This window comes from Winogradskyella sp. SM1960 (assembly GCF_020179375.1).
Lineage (GTDB): Bacteria > Bacteroidota > Bacteroidia > Flavobacteriales > Flavobacteriaceae > Winogradskyella > Winogradskyella marina.
Map to the genome: position 1 here is coordinate 668732 of NZ_JAICBG010000001.1, position 15452 is coordinate 684183.

Sequence of the window (15452 nt, forward strand, 5' to 3'; positions counted from 1 at the left end):
TCTAAAATTAAATAAATAGATTCCTGCCTTCGCAGGAATGACAAAAACATTAAAAATGGCAAAAGATATAAAATTCGATATTGAAGCACGCGACGGATTAAAACGTGGTGTTGATGCTTTAGCAAACGCAGTAAAAGTAACATTAGGCCCAAAAGGTCGTAATGTGATTATTGGTAAATCATTTGGTGCACCACAAGTCACTAAAGATGGTGTTTCTGTAGCAAAAGAAATTGAACTTGAGCATGAGCTTGAAAACATGGGAGCGCAAATGGTAAAAGAAGTCGCTTCTAAAACTAACGACTTAGCAGGTGATGGTACAACTACCGCAACTGTTTTAGCGCAAGCTATCGTAAAAGAAGGTCTAAAAAACGTTGCTGCTGGCGCAAATCCAATGGATTTAAAACGTGGTATTGACAAAGCTGTTGAAGCCATTGTAAAAGACCTTGACAAGCAATCTAAAAAAGTAGGTAGCGATTCTGACAAGATTAAGCAAGTAGCAGCTATTTCTGCTAACAACGACGATACTATTGGTGATTTAATCGCTAAGGCATTCGGAAAAGTTGGTAAAGAAGGTGTAATTACTGTAGAAGAAGCTAAAGGCATGGAAACTTACGTTGACGTGGTTGAAGGTATGCAGTTTGACAGAGGATATTTATCACCATACTTCGTTACCGATTCTGATAAAATGATTGCTGATTTAGAAAATCCATACATTTTATTATTTGATAAGAAGATTTCAAACTTACAGGAAATTCTTCCAATTTTAGAACCAGTTGCACAATCTGGACGTCCATTGTTAATCATCGCAGAAGATGTTGAAGGACAAGCCTTAGCCACTTTAGTTGTAAACAAATTACGTGGTGGTCTTAAAATCGCTGCAGTAAAAGCACCAGGTTTTGGAGACAGACGTAAAGCAATGTTAGAAGATATCGCTATCCTTACTGGTGGTGTTGTTATTTCTGAAGAAAGAGGTTTCTCTTTAGAAAATGCAGACTTATCAATGTTAGGTACGGCTGAAACTGTAACGATTGACAAAGACAATACTACCATTGTTAATGGTGAAGGAAAAGCGGCTGATATTAAAGCTAGAGTAAATCAAATTAAAGCGCAGATAGAAACAACAACTTCTGATTACGATAAAGAAAAACTTCAAGAACGTTTAGCTAAATTAGCTGGCGGAGTTGCTGTACTTTATGTTGGCGCTGCTTCTGAAGTAGAAATGAAAGAAAAGAAAGATCGCGTTGACGATGCTTTACATGCTACACGAGCTGCAGTTGAAGAAGGCATTGTTGCTGGTGGTGGAGTTGCATTAGTGAGATCTAAGGAAACGTTAGAAAAAATAACTACTGACAATTTAGATGAAACTACAGGAGTACAAATTGTGAATAGAGCAATTGAATCTCCATTACGTACTATCGTAGAAAATGCTGGTGGAGAAGGTTCTGTAGTTATCAATAAAGTTTTAGAAGGCAAAAAAGACTTCGGTTACGATGCTAAAACTGAAACTTATGTAGATATGCTTAAAGCTGGAATCATCGATCCTAAGAAAGTAACACGTATTGCATTAGAAAACGCCGCATCTGTAGCTGGTATGATCTTAACAACGGAGTGTGCTTTAGTAGATATTAAAGAAGATGCACCTGCTGCTATGCCACCAATGGGTGGAGGCGGAATGCCAGGAATGATGTAGTTTGTATAGAACAAACACATAAATTATATACTGGTACAAATAACATCAGTGTGTATAACACTATAAAGTTAAAAAAGCCTTTGATTTTCATCAAAGGCTTTTGTTTTAATTAGAAGTTATAAAGCATACAACACCACATAAAAAAAAGCCCGAATTGTCATTCGGGCTTTCTTAATTATTTTATAACCTATCTAAAATAATTTTATTGACCGTCTTCTTTCTCCTCGACGTCATGGTCTTTTCTAACTTGTTCATCGCGATACTTACAACAAGCGTGTATTGAATTGTATTGTTCTTCTGTAGCTTTAATTTCTTTGGTGTCATGACCAACAGAAGCTACCTTTTTAGAAATGGTTTTTAAATTCGTTTTACGCTCATCAAAAATAAGTTTCAACTCATGTGTGCTGATTGTCCACACAGCAGATTTTACACCTTTGGTTCTAATCGCTGCTTTTTCAATGCGCTCTTTACACATACCACAAACACCATCAACTTCTATTGTCGCTTTTTTGTTTTTGTCTTGTGCAAATGCTAGTGTAGTTACTAATAATGTAAAGATTAAAATTACGTTTTTCATATTATTTGATTTTTATCATTCCTGCCAAAGCAGAAACCTATTTGTTTACAATTAAATTTTTCTGTTTATTAAATGACTGCGCTGGTAAGAATTGGTTACTTTATCCTAAAACGCAATCCTGCATAATACATACTGCCAAAAATTGGACCGTACACAAAATTACTATCAAAATTTGAGCCAAATGGATTATCTGCGCCTATTACAGGATTGTCTTGACGCACATTAGTCACATTTTCTCCTCCTAAATATACTTCAAATTTTGGAGAAAATACTTTAGTGACTTGTAAATTCAACGTTCCTACCGTTGGTGTTTCGTCTGGCAATTGATATTGCGGCGCACTTAAATCTGTACTCGGAAAACGTTGCGCACTTAACCAATTATAGGTCGCATCAAATTTCCACTGCGAATTATTCTTTATTTCCGTTTCATAAGATGCATTAGTAAATAAGCGATGCTTTGGCACTAGTGGTTTTTCTAATTGACCAGATTCATAATCAGTTTGTATGTCATAATACTTATATGCCATTCGTAAATCAAAATGCTCAAAAGCGTTATAATTAAATTCAAACTGAAAACTATTAGCATAGCTATCTCCTTCTAAATTATAAAAGTTAACTTCAAAGGGGTTTTCCCAATCGACCACCACTTGATTCTGAAAATCAGTCCTATAAAAATCGAAAGTAACATCTGCTTTTCTATCAAAGAGGTTAAAGCCTTGTAAATAGCTTATTCCATAATTCCATGCAATTTCAGGATCTAACCCATAAACTTTTCCGCCTGAATTTAATATGTTGATTTGTCTAGAGCTCGCAAACATATTTTGGTTTTCAGCAAAAATATTAGCACTTCGTTTTCCTCTTCCTATTGAGAATCTTAACGCTGATTTCTCCCAAGGTGTATAACGCAAATGGAAACGAGGTGTTACAAAAAAGCCTAATCTATTGTGCTGATCGGCTCGTATGCCAGCTGTCATTGTTAAATTATCTAAGTTATCGAAAGCATACTCAAAAAATCCACCTACGGAATTTTCCGTACGTTCATAATCCGTTGTATTCACCAATTCATCAAAATGATCGTAAGTAAAACTCAAACCTGTCTTGACTTTATGACGCGAATCTGAAATAATAGAACTATAAATTACATTAGAATAAAAACTATTATGCTGAATATCATATTGGTTCAAACCAAAATACGAATCTTGTTCATGATGACTAAACGCCATTTGAGCTCCAAGGCTTTGATATGGAATTTCCGGATTAACATAACCTAATTTTGTTGTCAATTCAAAACGTTCAGAATTTATTTCGCTTCCCCAAGCATTAGTTGTTCCACTATCCGTATCTGGATCAAAATCGACTTCACCTGCCTGTTTTTCATCATTTAGGTATTTCAAATTAATGAAGGTAACAATGCCTTTTTCGGGGTTGGTATATTGCCAACGGTTCATAACATTAATCTGATTGTAAAGTGGCATATCTAAAAACCCGTCGTCATTAACATCGTGCTTTTCTTGATGCGTATTACCATGCAAGTACAAACCTGTACTCCACTTCTCAGACACTTTAGTATTAAAATGCGTGTTTAGCTCTAACCGCTCGCTAGAAGCTCCATAAAGATTTACAAAAAGTTTATCATCGGTTGAAGGTTTAACAAGTTCGGCATTTATTTGACCAGCAATACTCTCAAAACCATTAACCACACTTCCTGTTCCTTTGGTAATCTGAATACTTTCTACCCAAGTACCAGGAATAAAACTTAAACCATAAGCCTGAGATGCGCCTCTAATAGCAGGAATATTCTCCGTTGCAATCAAAATATACGGAGAGGTTAAACCCAACATCTTTATTTGTCGTGTTCCTGTAACCGCATCAGCAAAATTAACATCAATAGATGGGTTGGTTTCAAAGCTTTCTGCCAAGTTACAGCAAGCCGCTTTTAGCAGCTCATCACTAGTAACTGTAAATGTATTGGCGGCTTTTAAGTAGGATTTTTGGGTTGCTTGATTTCGCGATGTGATTTCTACAGCATCTAACTCGTCGCTAGCTTGAAGCACATGTTTTATGTGCTTGTTTTTATTAACTATTAACGTATCTGTTTTAAAGCCTACATAACTAATAACTAACTCGTTATATGAAAACTTATATGGTAATGTAAATGTGCCGTCTTCAGCTGTAATTGCTCCGATTGAGGAATCTAACCAGTAAACATTTGCACCAGGTAATGGCATTTCTTTTCCGCTGCTAGTTTCTAAAACAACGCCTTTTAATTGGTCTTGTGCTGATAACATAAGCGACAAGAACAAGAATTTAATAACTAAATATCTTTTCATTTGTTTGATTTATAAGTATAACTTAATCGTGCATAAACTGCACTATTTTAATGTTTCAAAAAGTTATATTTAAATCAAATTAGGTAAGTTTCATCTAGGACTTGTATATCCTTAATGAGTAGCGGTGAAACATAATCTTTGTGAGGAATGACTTGATTTGATACGTCTTCAAAAAGATTAAGGTAAGAATAGCTATAAGCTATTAAAACGTGTTGTTGAATAACCTCAAAGTCTTCAAACGATGTAATGATTATTTCAGAAAGTCCTTCAATAACATCAATTTCATCTTTACAACAATCGTTTATAATGGTCTTTGATTCATTCAAATCATCATTGATAGCAATATCATCTTCGCACTTTTCAGATTCTGAAAATATAGCAACATCAATTAAAACATCACCACAAAAGTGTTTTTCTATGGTTAATGATAAGGTTGATAACAACACCAATAACGATAGGACTACAGAAAATGTTTTATATGTGTATGAAAATTTCACGATGCAAAGCTACAAAATTATTAAATTCTCAGCATACGATTTAATAACATTTAACGATTTAGCTTATGGTAATAAAAAGCTGGCAAAAGCAAAATTAACCCAATTGGCTGAATTAAAAATCGTCTAATATTAAAAAACAAGTAGTAATCTTCTTGCTTAGGATTTATTACAAAATATAAAAAAGGAATGAGTAATAAAACATACGCTATGGAAAATATTAAAACCGAAAACTTAACAATGCTTTTATCTTTAAAGATGATGTATAAAATACCTAAAGAAATCACAGTATTTAAAACAAATCGCAATGTTGTATACAACACAAGTTTAGCAATTTCTCGTCTTGGGCTATCCATATATAAATAGTCATTTTCAAAGAACGACAAATATGGGTCGTAAAATAGAATGTTTTCAAAAGCTCTTATTAAAATTAAAAGCAAGATCAGAATTCCAACTATTATATAGGTGACTATTTTACTCATTTTGATTCAACTTTTTAGAAAATCGATTCACCCAAACCATCCAAAGCAGAAAAACAGTACCATAAATTATCAATGGGAAAATTACAGAATGTAGAATTTCTCTTCTCCATGGATAATGATAAAGTCCTATGGATAAAATTACAATCCTAATTAAATTGAATGCATAAATAATTATACTACCTGCTAAGCCATATAATACGGTAGTTTTAATTTTACCTGCAAAAGCAATTATAAAAGACAAAAACAAAATAATGACGCTTATGGCATTACAGCCTTCAATAACTCGTGCCAAGTACTTTCCGTTAATAATCAGTTTCATTGACGGTTCATTGGGATGTGGCATAATACGAGACTCATAACCCAAACCATTTAATAAAACATTGGTTTGTTCTGCCACTAAATGGGTTAAGTAATCCGGATAAAACTGAGAACCATCTGACACATTTAAATAGAGATTATAACCTATAGTTAAAACACCATAAACAATCAAAAAAGTGACTATAAAACGAATTACAGATTTATATTTTACTAAAAGTGCCTTCAAAAGTTTCTAATGTTAGTTTGGTGTTAAATTTATAAAAACAGTATTTTAAAACAGTGTATTTTAGATACTTTTGCAAAAAGTTTTTTACACCTATGAATTTACAAGAGTTAAAGCCCGAAATAAAATCTATTATTGAACAGAGTAACCTTTCTGTAGATCAACGTTTATTAAAAATTTGTGAAACTCTAGAAGCTAATATAAGTTATTATAATTGGGTTGGGTTTTACTTTAAAAACGGAGACAAAAACGAATTAAAATTAGGCCCTTACGTTGGTGAGCCAACAGATCATACTATAATACCGTTTGGTAAAGGTATTTGCGGACAAGTTGCCATTAGTAACAAAAACTTTGTAGTGCCAGATGTGGCTGCACAAGATAATTATATTGCGTGTAGTATTACCGTTAAGGCAGAAATTGTAATTCCTATCTTTGTGAATGATGAAAATATAGGTCAAATTGATATAGACTCTAACACTCCGGACCCATTTACTGAAGCAGATGAACGATTTTTAGAATTTGTGTGCAAAAAAGTAGCAAGTATACTCAACTAAAAGTACTCAGATTACTTTTGTTAAAAGGAAAAACTACATTCCTGTACGTATCGCTTCTACAGGATCTAAGCGTGAAGCCGATAATGCAGGAATAACACCTGATATTAAGCCTATTATTGAAGATATAAAAAATCCAAGAGCCATATTTTGAGGCGATAGTACAAATTCAAATTCCTCTACAGCACTACTTCCTATTATAGTTCCTATCCATACTAAAACCAAACCTACTAAGCCGCCAACTACAGCAAGAATAACAGCTTCAAATAAAAACTGAAACAATATAAACTTATTCTTAGCACCTAATGATTTCTGTATTCCTATCAGATTCGTTCGTTCTTTAACGCTTACAAACATAATATTGGCAATTCCGAAACCACCTACTAAAAGTGAAAAACCACTAATAACCCAACCTATTAGATTTAAACTACCTATTATAGTATCAATAACATCCTGAAATCCGGACAAAACACTGATAAAAAATGTGTCAATTTCATCAGGTTTCAAACCTCGTTTAGTTCGCATTACTTGTGTGATTTCGGCTTTTACCCCTTCAACATCTGCACCTTTTTCAGGTTTAATGATTACAATATATTTCATAAAAGGGTTATTATCACCATATCGATTTCTCACATAATTAGCTGGAAGAAATATTGAAACATCATTACTATCTCCAAACAAACCAGATCCCTCTTTTTTAACGACTCCGATAACGGTAAACTTCTGACCATACAAGCGTACTTTTTTACCGATGGGTTCTAACTCACCAAAAAGAGATTTTGCAATTTCTGATCCTATAACGACAACAGGTCGACCAGAATTAGATTCAGACTCGTTGTAAAAACGCCCCTTTTCAAATTCCATAACTTGTATATCAATAAACTCATGTGAAACTACAACCGTATTTACACTGCTTACCAATTCAGATTCGTACCTAATATTTTCGCGTTTTACAAACAACTGTAATGCTACATGCTCCGCTTCTGCAACAGACGATTTTATACTTCTATATTCATTAAAAGAGACCTCATCAAAAGTTTCTCTTTGCCAACGCGGCACGTCTGTTGGACCAAAAGACATATTCGCTAAATACATGGTATTACTGTCTAAAGAACTCAGTTGACCTTGTATCGTTTTGTCTAATGAATCAACCGCAGCTAAAACAGCTATAATAGAAAATATCCCAACTGTAACTCCTAAAAGTGACAAGAAGGTCCTTAGTTTATTGGTGCGAAGCGCATTTATCGCAAATGAAAAACTCTCTTTTAATAAACGTAAATAGACCAGCATGCAAGGTTTGTTTTATAACATTTTAAAGATAGGACGTTTTCAACAATATATTGTTACAAAAAACTTAAAGAAACTCATTTTTAGATTAAGTTTTTCTTTTTGAATATGCGTACTTTTGCAGCATCAAAAACACAACACAACATTATGAGCAACAAAACCATTTCATCGGCACTAATTTCGGTATTTAGTAAAGATGGATTAGCACCTATCGTAAAAAAATTAAACGACCTCAACGTTACGATATATTCCACAGGAGGAACAGAAAAATTTATTAAAGACTTAGGTATCGATGTCGTACCTGTAGAAGACGTAACGTCTTATCCTTCAATTCTTGGTGGACGTGTAAAAACGTTACACCCAAAAGTTTTTGGCGGTATCTTAAATCGTCAAAACCACGATGGTGATGTTGCTGAGCTAAAAGAATTTGACATTCCGCAAATCGATGTGGTTATTGTTGATTTATATCCGTTTGAAAAAACAGTTGCTTCTGGAGCAAGCAACCAAGATATTATTGAAAAAATTGATATTGGTGGTATTTCTTTGATTAGAGCTGCAGCTAAAAATTATGCAGACGTTACATGTGTATCTTCCGTTGATGATTATGCTGAATTTTTAGAGCTATTAGAAACTAAAAACGGGGAGACGTCTGAAGAAGACAGAAAGCAATTTGCAGCGAAAGCATTTAATGTATCGTCACATTATGATTCTGCAATCTTTAATTACTTCAACAAAAACCAAGAAATTCCATCTTTAAAAATCTCAGAAAACAACGGAAAGGTATTGCGTTATGGTGAAAACCCACATCAAAAAGGCTTTTTCTTCGGTGATTTTGATGAAATTTTCACAAAACTACATGGTAAAGAATTAAGCTACAATAATCTTTTAGACGTTGATGCAGCCGTTAATTTAATGTTAGAATTTAAAAACGACGCACCAACATTTGCCGTTTTAAAACACAACAACGCTTGTGGATTAGCACAACGCGATACGTTACATCAAGCTTATGTAGATGCTTTAGCAGGTGATCCTGTTTCTGCTTTTGGCGGAGTGTTAATCAGTAATTCGGAAATTGATGTAGCCACTGCTGAAGAAATTCATAAACTATTCTGTGAAGTTGTTATTGCACCTTCTTTTTCTGCCGAAGCCTTAGACATTTTAAAAGGAAAGAAAAATAGAATCCTTTTAATTTTGAATGATATTGAAATGCCACAAACCAACGTTAGAAGTTGCTTAAATGGTGTTTTAGTTCAAGATAGAAATAACATAACAGACACACTTGAAGGTTTAAAACCGGTAACAAATAAAACGGCAACTACTGAAGAGCTAGACGATTTAATATTTGCTTCAAAAATCTGTAAGCACACAAAATCTAATACCATTGTTCTTGTTAAAGGCAAACAATTATGTGCAAGTGGCACAGGACAAACAAGTCGTGTTGATGCTTTAAACCAAGCGATTCACAAAGCCCAGTCCTTTAAATTTGATTTAAACGGAGCCGTTATGGCAAGTGATGCCTTTTTTCCATTTCCAGATTGTGTAGAAATTGCGGATAATGCAGGAATTACAGCTGTAATTCAACCAGGAGGCTCAATAAAAGACCAACTAAGTATTGATTATTGTAACGACAATAATGTGGCTATGGTAATGACAGGAACACGTCATTTTAAACATTAGAACCATCATTTCAGAACCCAAAATAGAGATGTAAATCATCTTAATTTTGGGTTCTTTTTTTTTGCCAAAGTCCTCATCTCATTTATTTTATTAATAATGAGTAAGAAAAAATAAAAAAAATTCAGCAATAAACATCTTTAAACATATAAATAACGTATATTTTACTACTTTTACAGATAGTCTTAAGAATTACACACGAACAACCCAAATAATTAAGAATAGCGCATGGGATTTTTTGATTTCCTAACGGAAGAGATAGCCATAGATTTAGGAACCGCAAATACACTGATAATACACAATGACAAAGTTGTTGTTGACAATCCATCGATAGTAGCAAGAGACCGCATTAGCGGAAAAATCATAGCCGTTGGTAAAGAAGCCAACATGATGCAAGGAAAAACACACGAAAACATTAAAACAATTCGTCCATTAAAAGATGGTGTAATTGCTGATTTTGATGCTTCTGAGCAAATGATTAGTATGTTTATAAAAAACATACCTGCGTTGAAGAAGAAATTTTTCAATCCGGCTTTACGTATGGTGGTTTGTATTCCTTCTGGTATTACCGAAGTTGAAATGCGAGCAGTAAAAGAATCTTGTGAGCGTGTAAACGGAAAAGAAGTCTATTTAATTCACGAACCAATGGCAGCAGCAATTGGTATTGGTGTAGATATTATGCAGCCGAAAGGAAATATGATTGTAGATATAGGTGGTGGAACTACCGAAATCGCAGTAATTGCTCTTGGAGGTATTGTTTGTGACAAATCTGTAAAAGTTGCAGGAGATGTTTTTACAAATGATATTATCTATTACATGCGTACGCAACACAATTTATATGTTGGGGATAGAACGGCTGAAAAAATAAAAATACAGATTGGTGCCGCTACTGAAGATTTAGAATTACCGCCAGAGGATATGAGTGTTCAAGGTCGTGATTTATTAACAGGAAAACCTAAACAAGTTCAGATATCGTTTCGTGAAATTGCAAAAGCTTTAGATAAATCTATTTTACGTATTGAAGATTCTGTAATGGAAACGTTATCTCAAACACCTCCAGAATTAGCTGCTGATATTTATAACACAGGTATATATTTAGCAGGTGGAGGCTCAATGTTAAGAGGATTAGATAAGCGTTTATCTCAAAAAACAGACTTACCAGTGTACATTGCTGAAGATCCGTTAAGAGCTGTAGTTAGAGGTACTGGTATTGTGCTTAAAAACTTACCTAAATACAAAAGCATATTGATTAAATAAGCCATAAATAATGCAACAAATTATTAATTTTGTTATAAGAAACAAAACATTTCTGTTGTTTTTATTGCTTTTTAGTATTGCTTTAGCTCTAACCATTCAATCGCATTCTTATCACAGAAGTAAATTCATTAATTCTGCCAATTTTTTAACTGGTGGAGTGTATAGAACAATGAATTCTGTAGATCAGTATTTCGATTTAAAAACAACCAATGATATTCTGTCTGAAGAAAATAGACTTCTAAGAGAACAGCTTTTTAATACTGCTGGTATTGAGGACTCAACATATATAGACAGTTCGTATTCAAAAGGGCTATACCGAGTTACAATTGCAGAACTTTATAAAAACAGTTACTCTTTATCTCATAATATTCTTACTTTAAACAAAGGTAAAAACGATAGTATTAAGCAAGATTTTGGTGTAATGACGTCCAATGGCATAATTGGTATTATCGACAATACGTCTAACAACTATTCTACAGTATTATCTATTTTAAATGTAAAAAGCCAGATTAATGCTAAAATTAAAACCACGAATCATATTGGCTCTTTAACTTGGGATGGCAAATCTCCTGTTTATGTTCAGCTAGAAGATGTATCGCAATTTGCACCTGTAAAAGTTGGAGACACTATTGAAACGGGAGGTGAATCATCAATTTTCCCAAAAGGCATTGGCATTGGTACAATTACTAGTTTTGAAACCGATATTAGTGGAGATACCTACACTATACAAGTAAAATTGTTTAATGACATGACTAACATCGGAACCGTTTATATTTTAGAAAACTTAGACCGTACCGAAATTCAATCCTTAGAAAATAAAAGTAATGAATAGTATTGCTGGTATCAATATCACACGATTTATTCTACTACTATTAGTACAAGTGGTCATATGTAATCATATCGATTTTTTAGGGTATATAAATCCTTATATCTATATCATTTTCATCTTTCTATTTCCGATTAGAGAAGAACGATTAGCGCTTTTAATTGTTAGCTTTTTACTAGGCTTACTTGTGGATTTATTCTCAGATTCTGGAGGAGTACATGCTGCAGCCGCAGTAAGTTTGGCTTATATTAGACCTATACTTTTAAAAAGCTCATTTGGAATGTTATACGAGCACCACAGTATAAAGTTTAGCACGACAGATATAGGTAGCTTAATTACTTATATTTCATTAGGGACTGTTATTCATCATTTAATTTTATTTTCTCTAGAAATATTTAACATTTCCAACATACTAATAACCTTAAAAAAGACGTTATTTTCTAGTATCTTCACGACACTTCTAAGTGTATTGATAATAATTTTATTTAGCCGAAACCGAAAATGAGAAAACTGCTTTTATTAACAACTGTGATCTTTGTTGGTCTTGTTTTTATTGCGCGTTTGTTTTATCTTCAGGTCTATGATAATGACGCCTACAATGTTTTTGAAGACAATGCCATTAGAAAGGAATACCATTACCCTAAACGTGGTTACGTCTACGATCGAAATGGAAAATTATTAGTTGCCAACCAGCCGTCTTACGATGTTATGGTAATTCCTAGAGAAGTGGCTCCATTAGATTCTTTGGAAATTCAAGAATTTTGTAATCTTCTAAAAATTACACGAGAGGATTACGATAGTAAATTAGAAAAAGCCACGCATTACTCTCCTAGACTTCCTTCTCCGTTTGTACCACAACTTTCAAAAAGAGATTATGCTGTTCTTCAAGAAAAAATGAGAAAATTTGAAGGTTTTTATATTCAGAAACGTTCACTGAGATCATACCAAACAAATATTGGTGCTAACGTACTTGGTGACCTTGGAGAGGTTAATCGTAAAACTATTGTAAACGACCCTTATTATTCGCTAGGAGACCTTATTGGAAAACAAGGCATTGAGAAAACCTACGAAAACACCTTAAGAGGAGTTAAAGGTATAAAATTCATTCAAAAAAATCGATTTAATAAAAACATTGGGCCTTTTAAAGAAGGGACACTAGATACCTTGCCTCAACCAGGAAAAGACATCACAATTACTATCGATTCAGAGTTACAAGCCTACGGAGAATTGTTAATGAAGCATAAACGTGGTGGTATCGTTGCCATTGACCCAAGTAGTGGTGAAATTCTCGCCATGGTCACAGGTCCAAGTTACAATCCTAACTTATTAGTGGGAAGAGAGCGTAATAAAAACTTTTCAAGCTTATTCCTAGACAAAGTAAACAAACCAACGTTCGATAGAGGTTTACAAGCTCAATATCCACCTGGATCACCATTTAAAGTCATCAATGCACTTATTGGATTACAAGAAGAAGTTGTTACAGTTAACGAAACATTTCCATGCAGAATGGGATATTATTATGGTAGTAGAAAACTTACAGGTTGTCACTACCACAGAAGCCCAATTGCTATGAATGATGGTATCGCTCAATCGTGTAATGCTTATTTTATAAATGTTTATCGCCGTGTTGTTGATAAATATGATGATGTAGGAGAAGGAATGAATATTTGGGCAGAGCACGCAAAAAGTTTTGGCTTAGGTAATTACTTGAATAACGATTTATCTGTGGGACAACCAGGTAGAATTCCTGATGGTGATTACTACGATAGAGCATACGGAGACAATCGTTGGGGATCCACCTATATTGTGTCTAATGCTATTGGCCAAGGAGAAGTTGAAGCAACGCCAATTCAACTAGCCAATATGGTGGCAGCTATTGGGAATCGAGGGTATTATTACACGCCTCATATTATTAAAAATATTGAAGGTGATACTATTCCTAAAAAGTACAAAACACCTAAATACACCACAATAGACAAACGTCATTTTGAACCAGTAGTACAGGGTATGTTTGATGTTTATAACAATGGAACAGCCCGATATCTTCAAGTTCCAGATATTGAAATCTGTGGAAAAACAGGTACGGCAGAAAACTTTACAAGAATAGACAGCGTTAAAACGCAACTTACCGACCACTCCATATTTGTCGCTTTTGCACCAAAAGACAACCCAAAAATAGCCCTTGCCGTTTTTGTTGAAAATGGATATTGGGGCAGTCGTTTTGCTGGCCGAATGGCAAGTTTAATGATTGAAAAACACATTAAGGGCCATATTACAAGAACGGATTTAGAACGGTGGATTTTAACGCATAGTTTAGAAAATGAATACAAAAAACCGTATTCTGGAGAACCCTTTAAAATTAACGGTGAAACAACACTTCAGGTAATTGAAAATTACGCTACGGAAGAAAATTATCCGGTAGCAACCCAAAACGAAAGTGACGTTAAATTATAATTTTTCATGTTAAGAGAAAACCAAAGACATTTTAAGTTTGATTGGATTACCATCATTCTATTTTTACTATTACTTGCTTTTGGGTATCTTAATATTTTATCGGCTTCTCATGTTGGAGAAATTACCAGTTATTTTGATACGAGTCAACTCTACGGTAAGCACCTCATATTTATTGGTCTAACCTTCTTACTTATTGTGATAATTCTTTCCTTAGAAGCTAAGTTTTACGAACAGTTTGCCAGTATAATTTACATCATCGCTATGTTGTCCTTAATTGGCTTATTTATCTTTGGAAAGGATGTTAATGGAGCACGCTCATGGTATGGTATTGGTAGCATGACCATACAACCTAGTGAATTTGCTAAGTTTGCCACTGCATTAGCGGTAGCTAGATATATTAGTGACTTACAAACTAACATGACAACCATTAAAGATCAGCTTAAGGTTGCCGCTATTATTCTTATTCCTGCCATACTTATTTTACTTCAAAATGACGCCGGAAGTACCATTGTTTATTTAGCATTTTTCTTTGTTTTTTATCGTGAAGGCTTACAACAAGTATACTTAATTATCGCTTTATCCCTAATTGTATTAGCCGTTTTAGCATTAAAATTTGGCATAGTTATAACAGCCATTGTGGCTACTATAATTCTTATGAGTCTCTATTTTATTAGAAAGAAAAAAAGAGGTTCCATCATACAGTATATTGTTATACTTCTAGTCTCTTTAGCATTCTCTTACGGTGTAAAGTTGTTTTATGAACATGGCTTAAAAGCACATCAGCAGAATAGAATTAGTCTTTGGTTGCGATTAGAAAAAGATCCAGCCAAACTAGAACGTATGAAAAAAGCAGAAGCTTATAACCTTATTCAATCTGAACAAGCTATTAGTTCTGGTGGTTTTTCTGGAAAAGGCTTTTTACAAGGCACGAGGACCACAGGTAAGTTTGTACCCGAACAACATACCGATTATATATTTAGTACTGTAGGTGAGGAATGGGGATTTTTAGGAACCAGTTTTGTGGTTATCATTTTTGTACTCCTTATTCTTAGGGTTTTATACTTAGCTGAAGGTCAAAAGTCACAGTTTAGTCGTGTGTATGGTTATGGAGTTGCGTCTATTCTATTTGTGCATTTTACGATAAATATTGGAATGGTAATGGGCTTAATCCCAACAGTTGGTATCCCACTACCCTTCTTTAGTTATGGCGGCTCCGGACTTTGGGGCTTTACTATTTTGCTGTTTATATTTGTGAAGCTAGATAGTAATAAGATTAACGAGTGGTAGAT

General features: G+C 34.0%; 14 protein-coding genes. 8 read left to right on the top strand and 6 right to left on the bottom strand.

The window, feature by feature from the left end:
* The first annotated feature begins 55 nt into the window (after nt 1–55).
* Entirely contained in the window at nt 56–1690 is a 1635-nt protein-coding gene (gene groL, locus K1X16_RS03035) for a chaperonin GroEL (RefSeq protein ID WP_195869677.1), read from the top strand.
* Between the two features lie 202 nt (nt 1691–1892).
* On the opposite strand, the gene K1X16_RS03040 is transcribed toward groL, so the two are convergent.
* The 5 genes from K1X16_RS03040 to xrtF all read right to left on the bottom strand — a co-directional run bounded on the left by K1X16_RS03040 (nt 1893) and on the right by xrtF (nt 6117).
* Entirely contained in the window at nt 1893–2267 is a 375-nt protein-coding gene (locus K1X16_RS03040) for a heavy-metal-associated domain-containing protein (protein WP_195869678.1), read from the bottom strand.
* 95 nt (nt 2268–2362) lie between these two features.
* On the bottom strand, nt 2363–4597 hold the full coding sequence (locus K1X16_RS03045; RefSeq protein WP_225034993.1) for a TonB-dependent receptor domain-containing protein: 2235 nt from the start codon (nt 4595–4597) through the stop codon (nt 2363–2365).
* A 74-nt stretch (nt 4598–4671) separates the two neighbouring features.
* Nucleotides 4672–5094, bottom strand: coding sequence for an HYC_CC_PP family protein (locus K1X16_RS03050; protein WP_195869680.1), 423 nt, complete (start codon nt 5092–5094; stop codon nt 4672–4674).
* A gap of 50 nt (nt 5095–5144) precedes the next feature.
* Entirely contained in the window at nt 5145–5573 is a 429-nt protein-coding gene (locus tag K1X16_RS03055; RefSeq protein WP_225034994.1) for an exosortase F system-associated membrane protein, read from the bottom strand.
* Nucleotides 5566–6117 (bottom strand): exosortase family protein XrtF, encoded by a 552-nt coding sequence (gene xrtF, locus K1X16_RS03060; RefSeq protein WP_225034995.1) that lies wholly within the window; start codon nt 6115–6117, stop codon nt 5566–5568. Before xrtF ends, K1X16_RS03055 begins: the two co-directional genes overlap by 8 nt.
* A 92-nt stretch (nt 6118–6209) precedes the next feature.
* Between xrtF and K1X16_RS03065 the strand changes: the two genes are divergently transcribed.
* The gene (locus K1X16_RS03065; RefSeq protein WP_195869683.1) at nt 6210–6668 is read left to right on the top strand and encodes a GAF domain-containing protein; all 459 of its coding nucleotides are present in this window, start codon (nt 6210–6212) and stop codon (nt 6666–6668) included.
* A gap of 33 nt (nt 6669–6701) precedes the next feature.
* Here the strand turns inward: K1X16_RS03065 and K1X16_RS03070 are convergent, their stop codons facing one another.
* Nucleotides 6702–7955, bottom strand: a complete 1254-nt coding sequence (locus K1X16_RS03070) for an ABC transporter permease (RefSeq protein ID WP_195869684.1) — start codon at nt 7953–7955, stop codon at nt 6702–6704.
* Nucleotides 7956–8099: 144 nt separating this feature from the next.
* Between K1X16_RS03070 and purH the strand changes: the two genes are divergently transcribed.
* The 6 genes from purH to rodA all read left to right on the top strand — a co-directional run bounded on the left by purH (nt 8100) and on the right by rodA (nt 15450).
* Entirely contained in the window at nt 8100–9629 is a 1530-nt protein-coding gene (purH, locus tag K1X16_RS03075) for a bifunctional phosphoribosylaminoimidazolecarboxamide formyltransferase/IMP cyclohydrolase (protein WP_225034996.1), read from the top strand.
* Between the two features lie 225 nt (nt 9630–9854).
* Nucleotides 9855–10883, top strand: a complete 1029-nt coding sequence (locus K1X16_RS03080; protein WP_195869686.1) for a rod shape-determining protein — start codon at nt 9855–9857, stop codon at nt 10881–10883.
* A 10-nt stretch (nt 10884–10893) separates the two neighbouring features.
* A complete protein-coding gene (gene mreC / locus K1X16_RS03085) occupies nt 10894–11715 on the top strand; it encodes a rod shape-determining protein MreC (RefSeq protein WP_225034997.1) in 822 nt (273 codons plus the stop codon).
* Complete coding sequence (gene mreD, locus K1X16_RS03090; RefSeq protein ID WP_225034998.1) at nt 11708–12214, top strand: rod shape-determining protein MreD; 507 nt, start codon at nt 11708–11710, stop codon at nt 12212–12214. The genes mreC and mreD overlap by 8 nt, the downstream gene beginning before the upstream one ends.
* Nucleotides 12211–14163, top strand: coding sequence for a penicillin-binding protein 2 (gene mrdA, locus K1X16_RS03095; RefSeq protein WP_195869689.1), 1953 nt, complete (start codon nt 12211–12213; stop codon nt 14161–14163). Before mreD ends, mrdA begins: the two co-directional genes overlap by 4 nt.
* Nucleotides 14164–14169: 6 nt before the next feature.
* Nucleotides 14170–15450, top strand: coding sequence for a rod shape-determining protein RodA (rodA, locus tag K1X16_RS03100; RefSeq protein WP_225034999.1), 1281 nt, complete (start codon nt 14170–14172; stop codon nt 15448–15450).
* Nucleotides 15451–15452 lie beyond the last annotated feature (2 nt).

Excerpts from the sequence above, each read along its gene's own strand:
- groL (WP_195869677.1), top strand. The coding sequence starts at position 56 with ATGGCAAAAGATATAAAATTCGATATTGAAGCACGCGACGGATTAAAA.
- K1X16_RS03040 (WP_195869678.1), bottom strand. The coding sequence starts at position 2,267 with ATGAAAAACGTAATTTTAATCTTTACATTATTAGTAACTACACTAGCA.
- K1X16_RS03045 (WP_225034993.1), bottom strand. The coding sequence starts at position 4,597 with ATGAAAAGATATTTAGTTATTAAATTCTTGTTCTTGTCGCTTATGTTA.
- K1X16_RS03055 (WP_225034994.1), bottom strand. The coding sequence starts at position 5,573 with ATGAGTAAAATAGTCACCTATATAATAGTTGGAATTCTGATCTTGCTT.
- K1X16_RS03065 (WP_195869683.1), top strand. The coding sequence starts at position 6,210 with ATGAATTTACAAGAGTTAAAGCCCGAAATAAAATCTATTATTGAACAG.
- K1X16_RS03070 (WP_195869684.1), bottom strand. The coding sequence starts at position 7,955 with ATGCTGGTCTATTTACGTTTATTAAAAGAGAGTTTTTCATTTGCGATA.
- purH (WP_225034996.1), top strand. The coding sequence starts at position 8,100 with ATGAGCAACAAAACCATTTCATCGGCACTAATTTCGGTATTTAGTAAA.
- K1X16_RS03080 (WP_195869686.1), top strand. The coding sequence starts at position 9,855 with ATGGGATTTTTTGATTTCCTAACGGAAGAGATAGCCATAGATTTAGGA.
- mreC (WP_225034997.1), top strand. The coding sequence starts at position 10,894 with ATGCAACAAATTATTAATTTTGTTATAAGAAACAAAACATTTCTGTTG.
- mreD (WP_225034998.1), top strand. The coding sequence starts at position 11,708 with ATGAATAGTATTGCTGGTATCAATATCACACGATTTATTCTACTACTA.
- mrdA (WP_195869689.1), top strand. The coding sequence starts at position 12,211 with ATGAGAAAACTGCTTTTATTAACAACTGTGATCTTTGTTGGTCTTGTT.
- rodA (WP_225034999.1), top strand. The coding sequence starts at position 14,170 with ATGTTAAGAGAAAACCAAAGACATTTTAAGTTTGATTGGATTACCATC.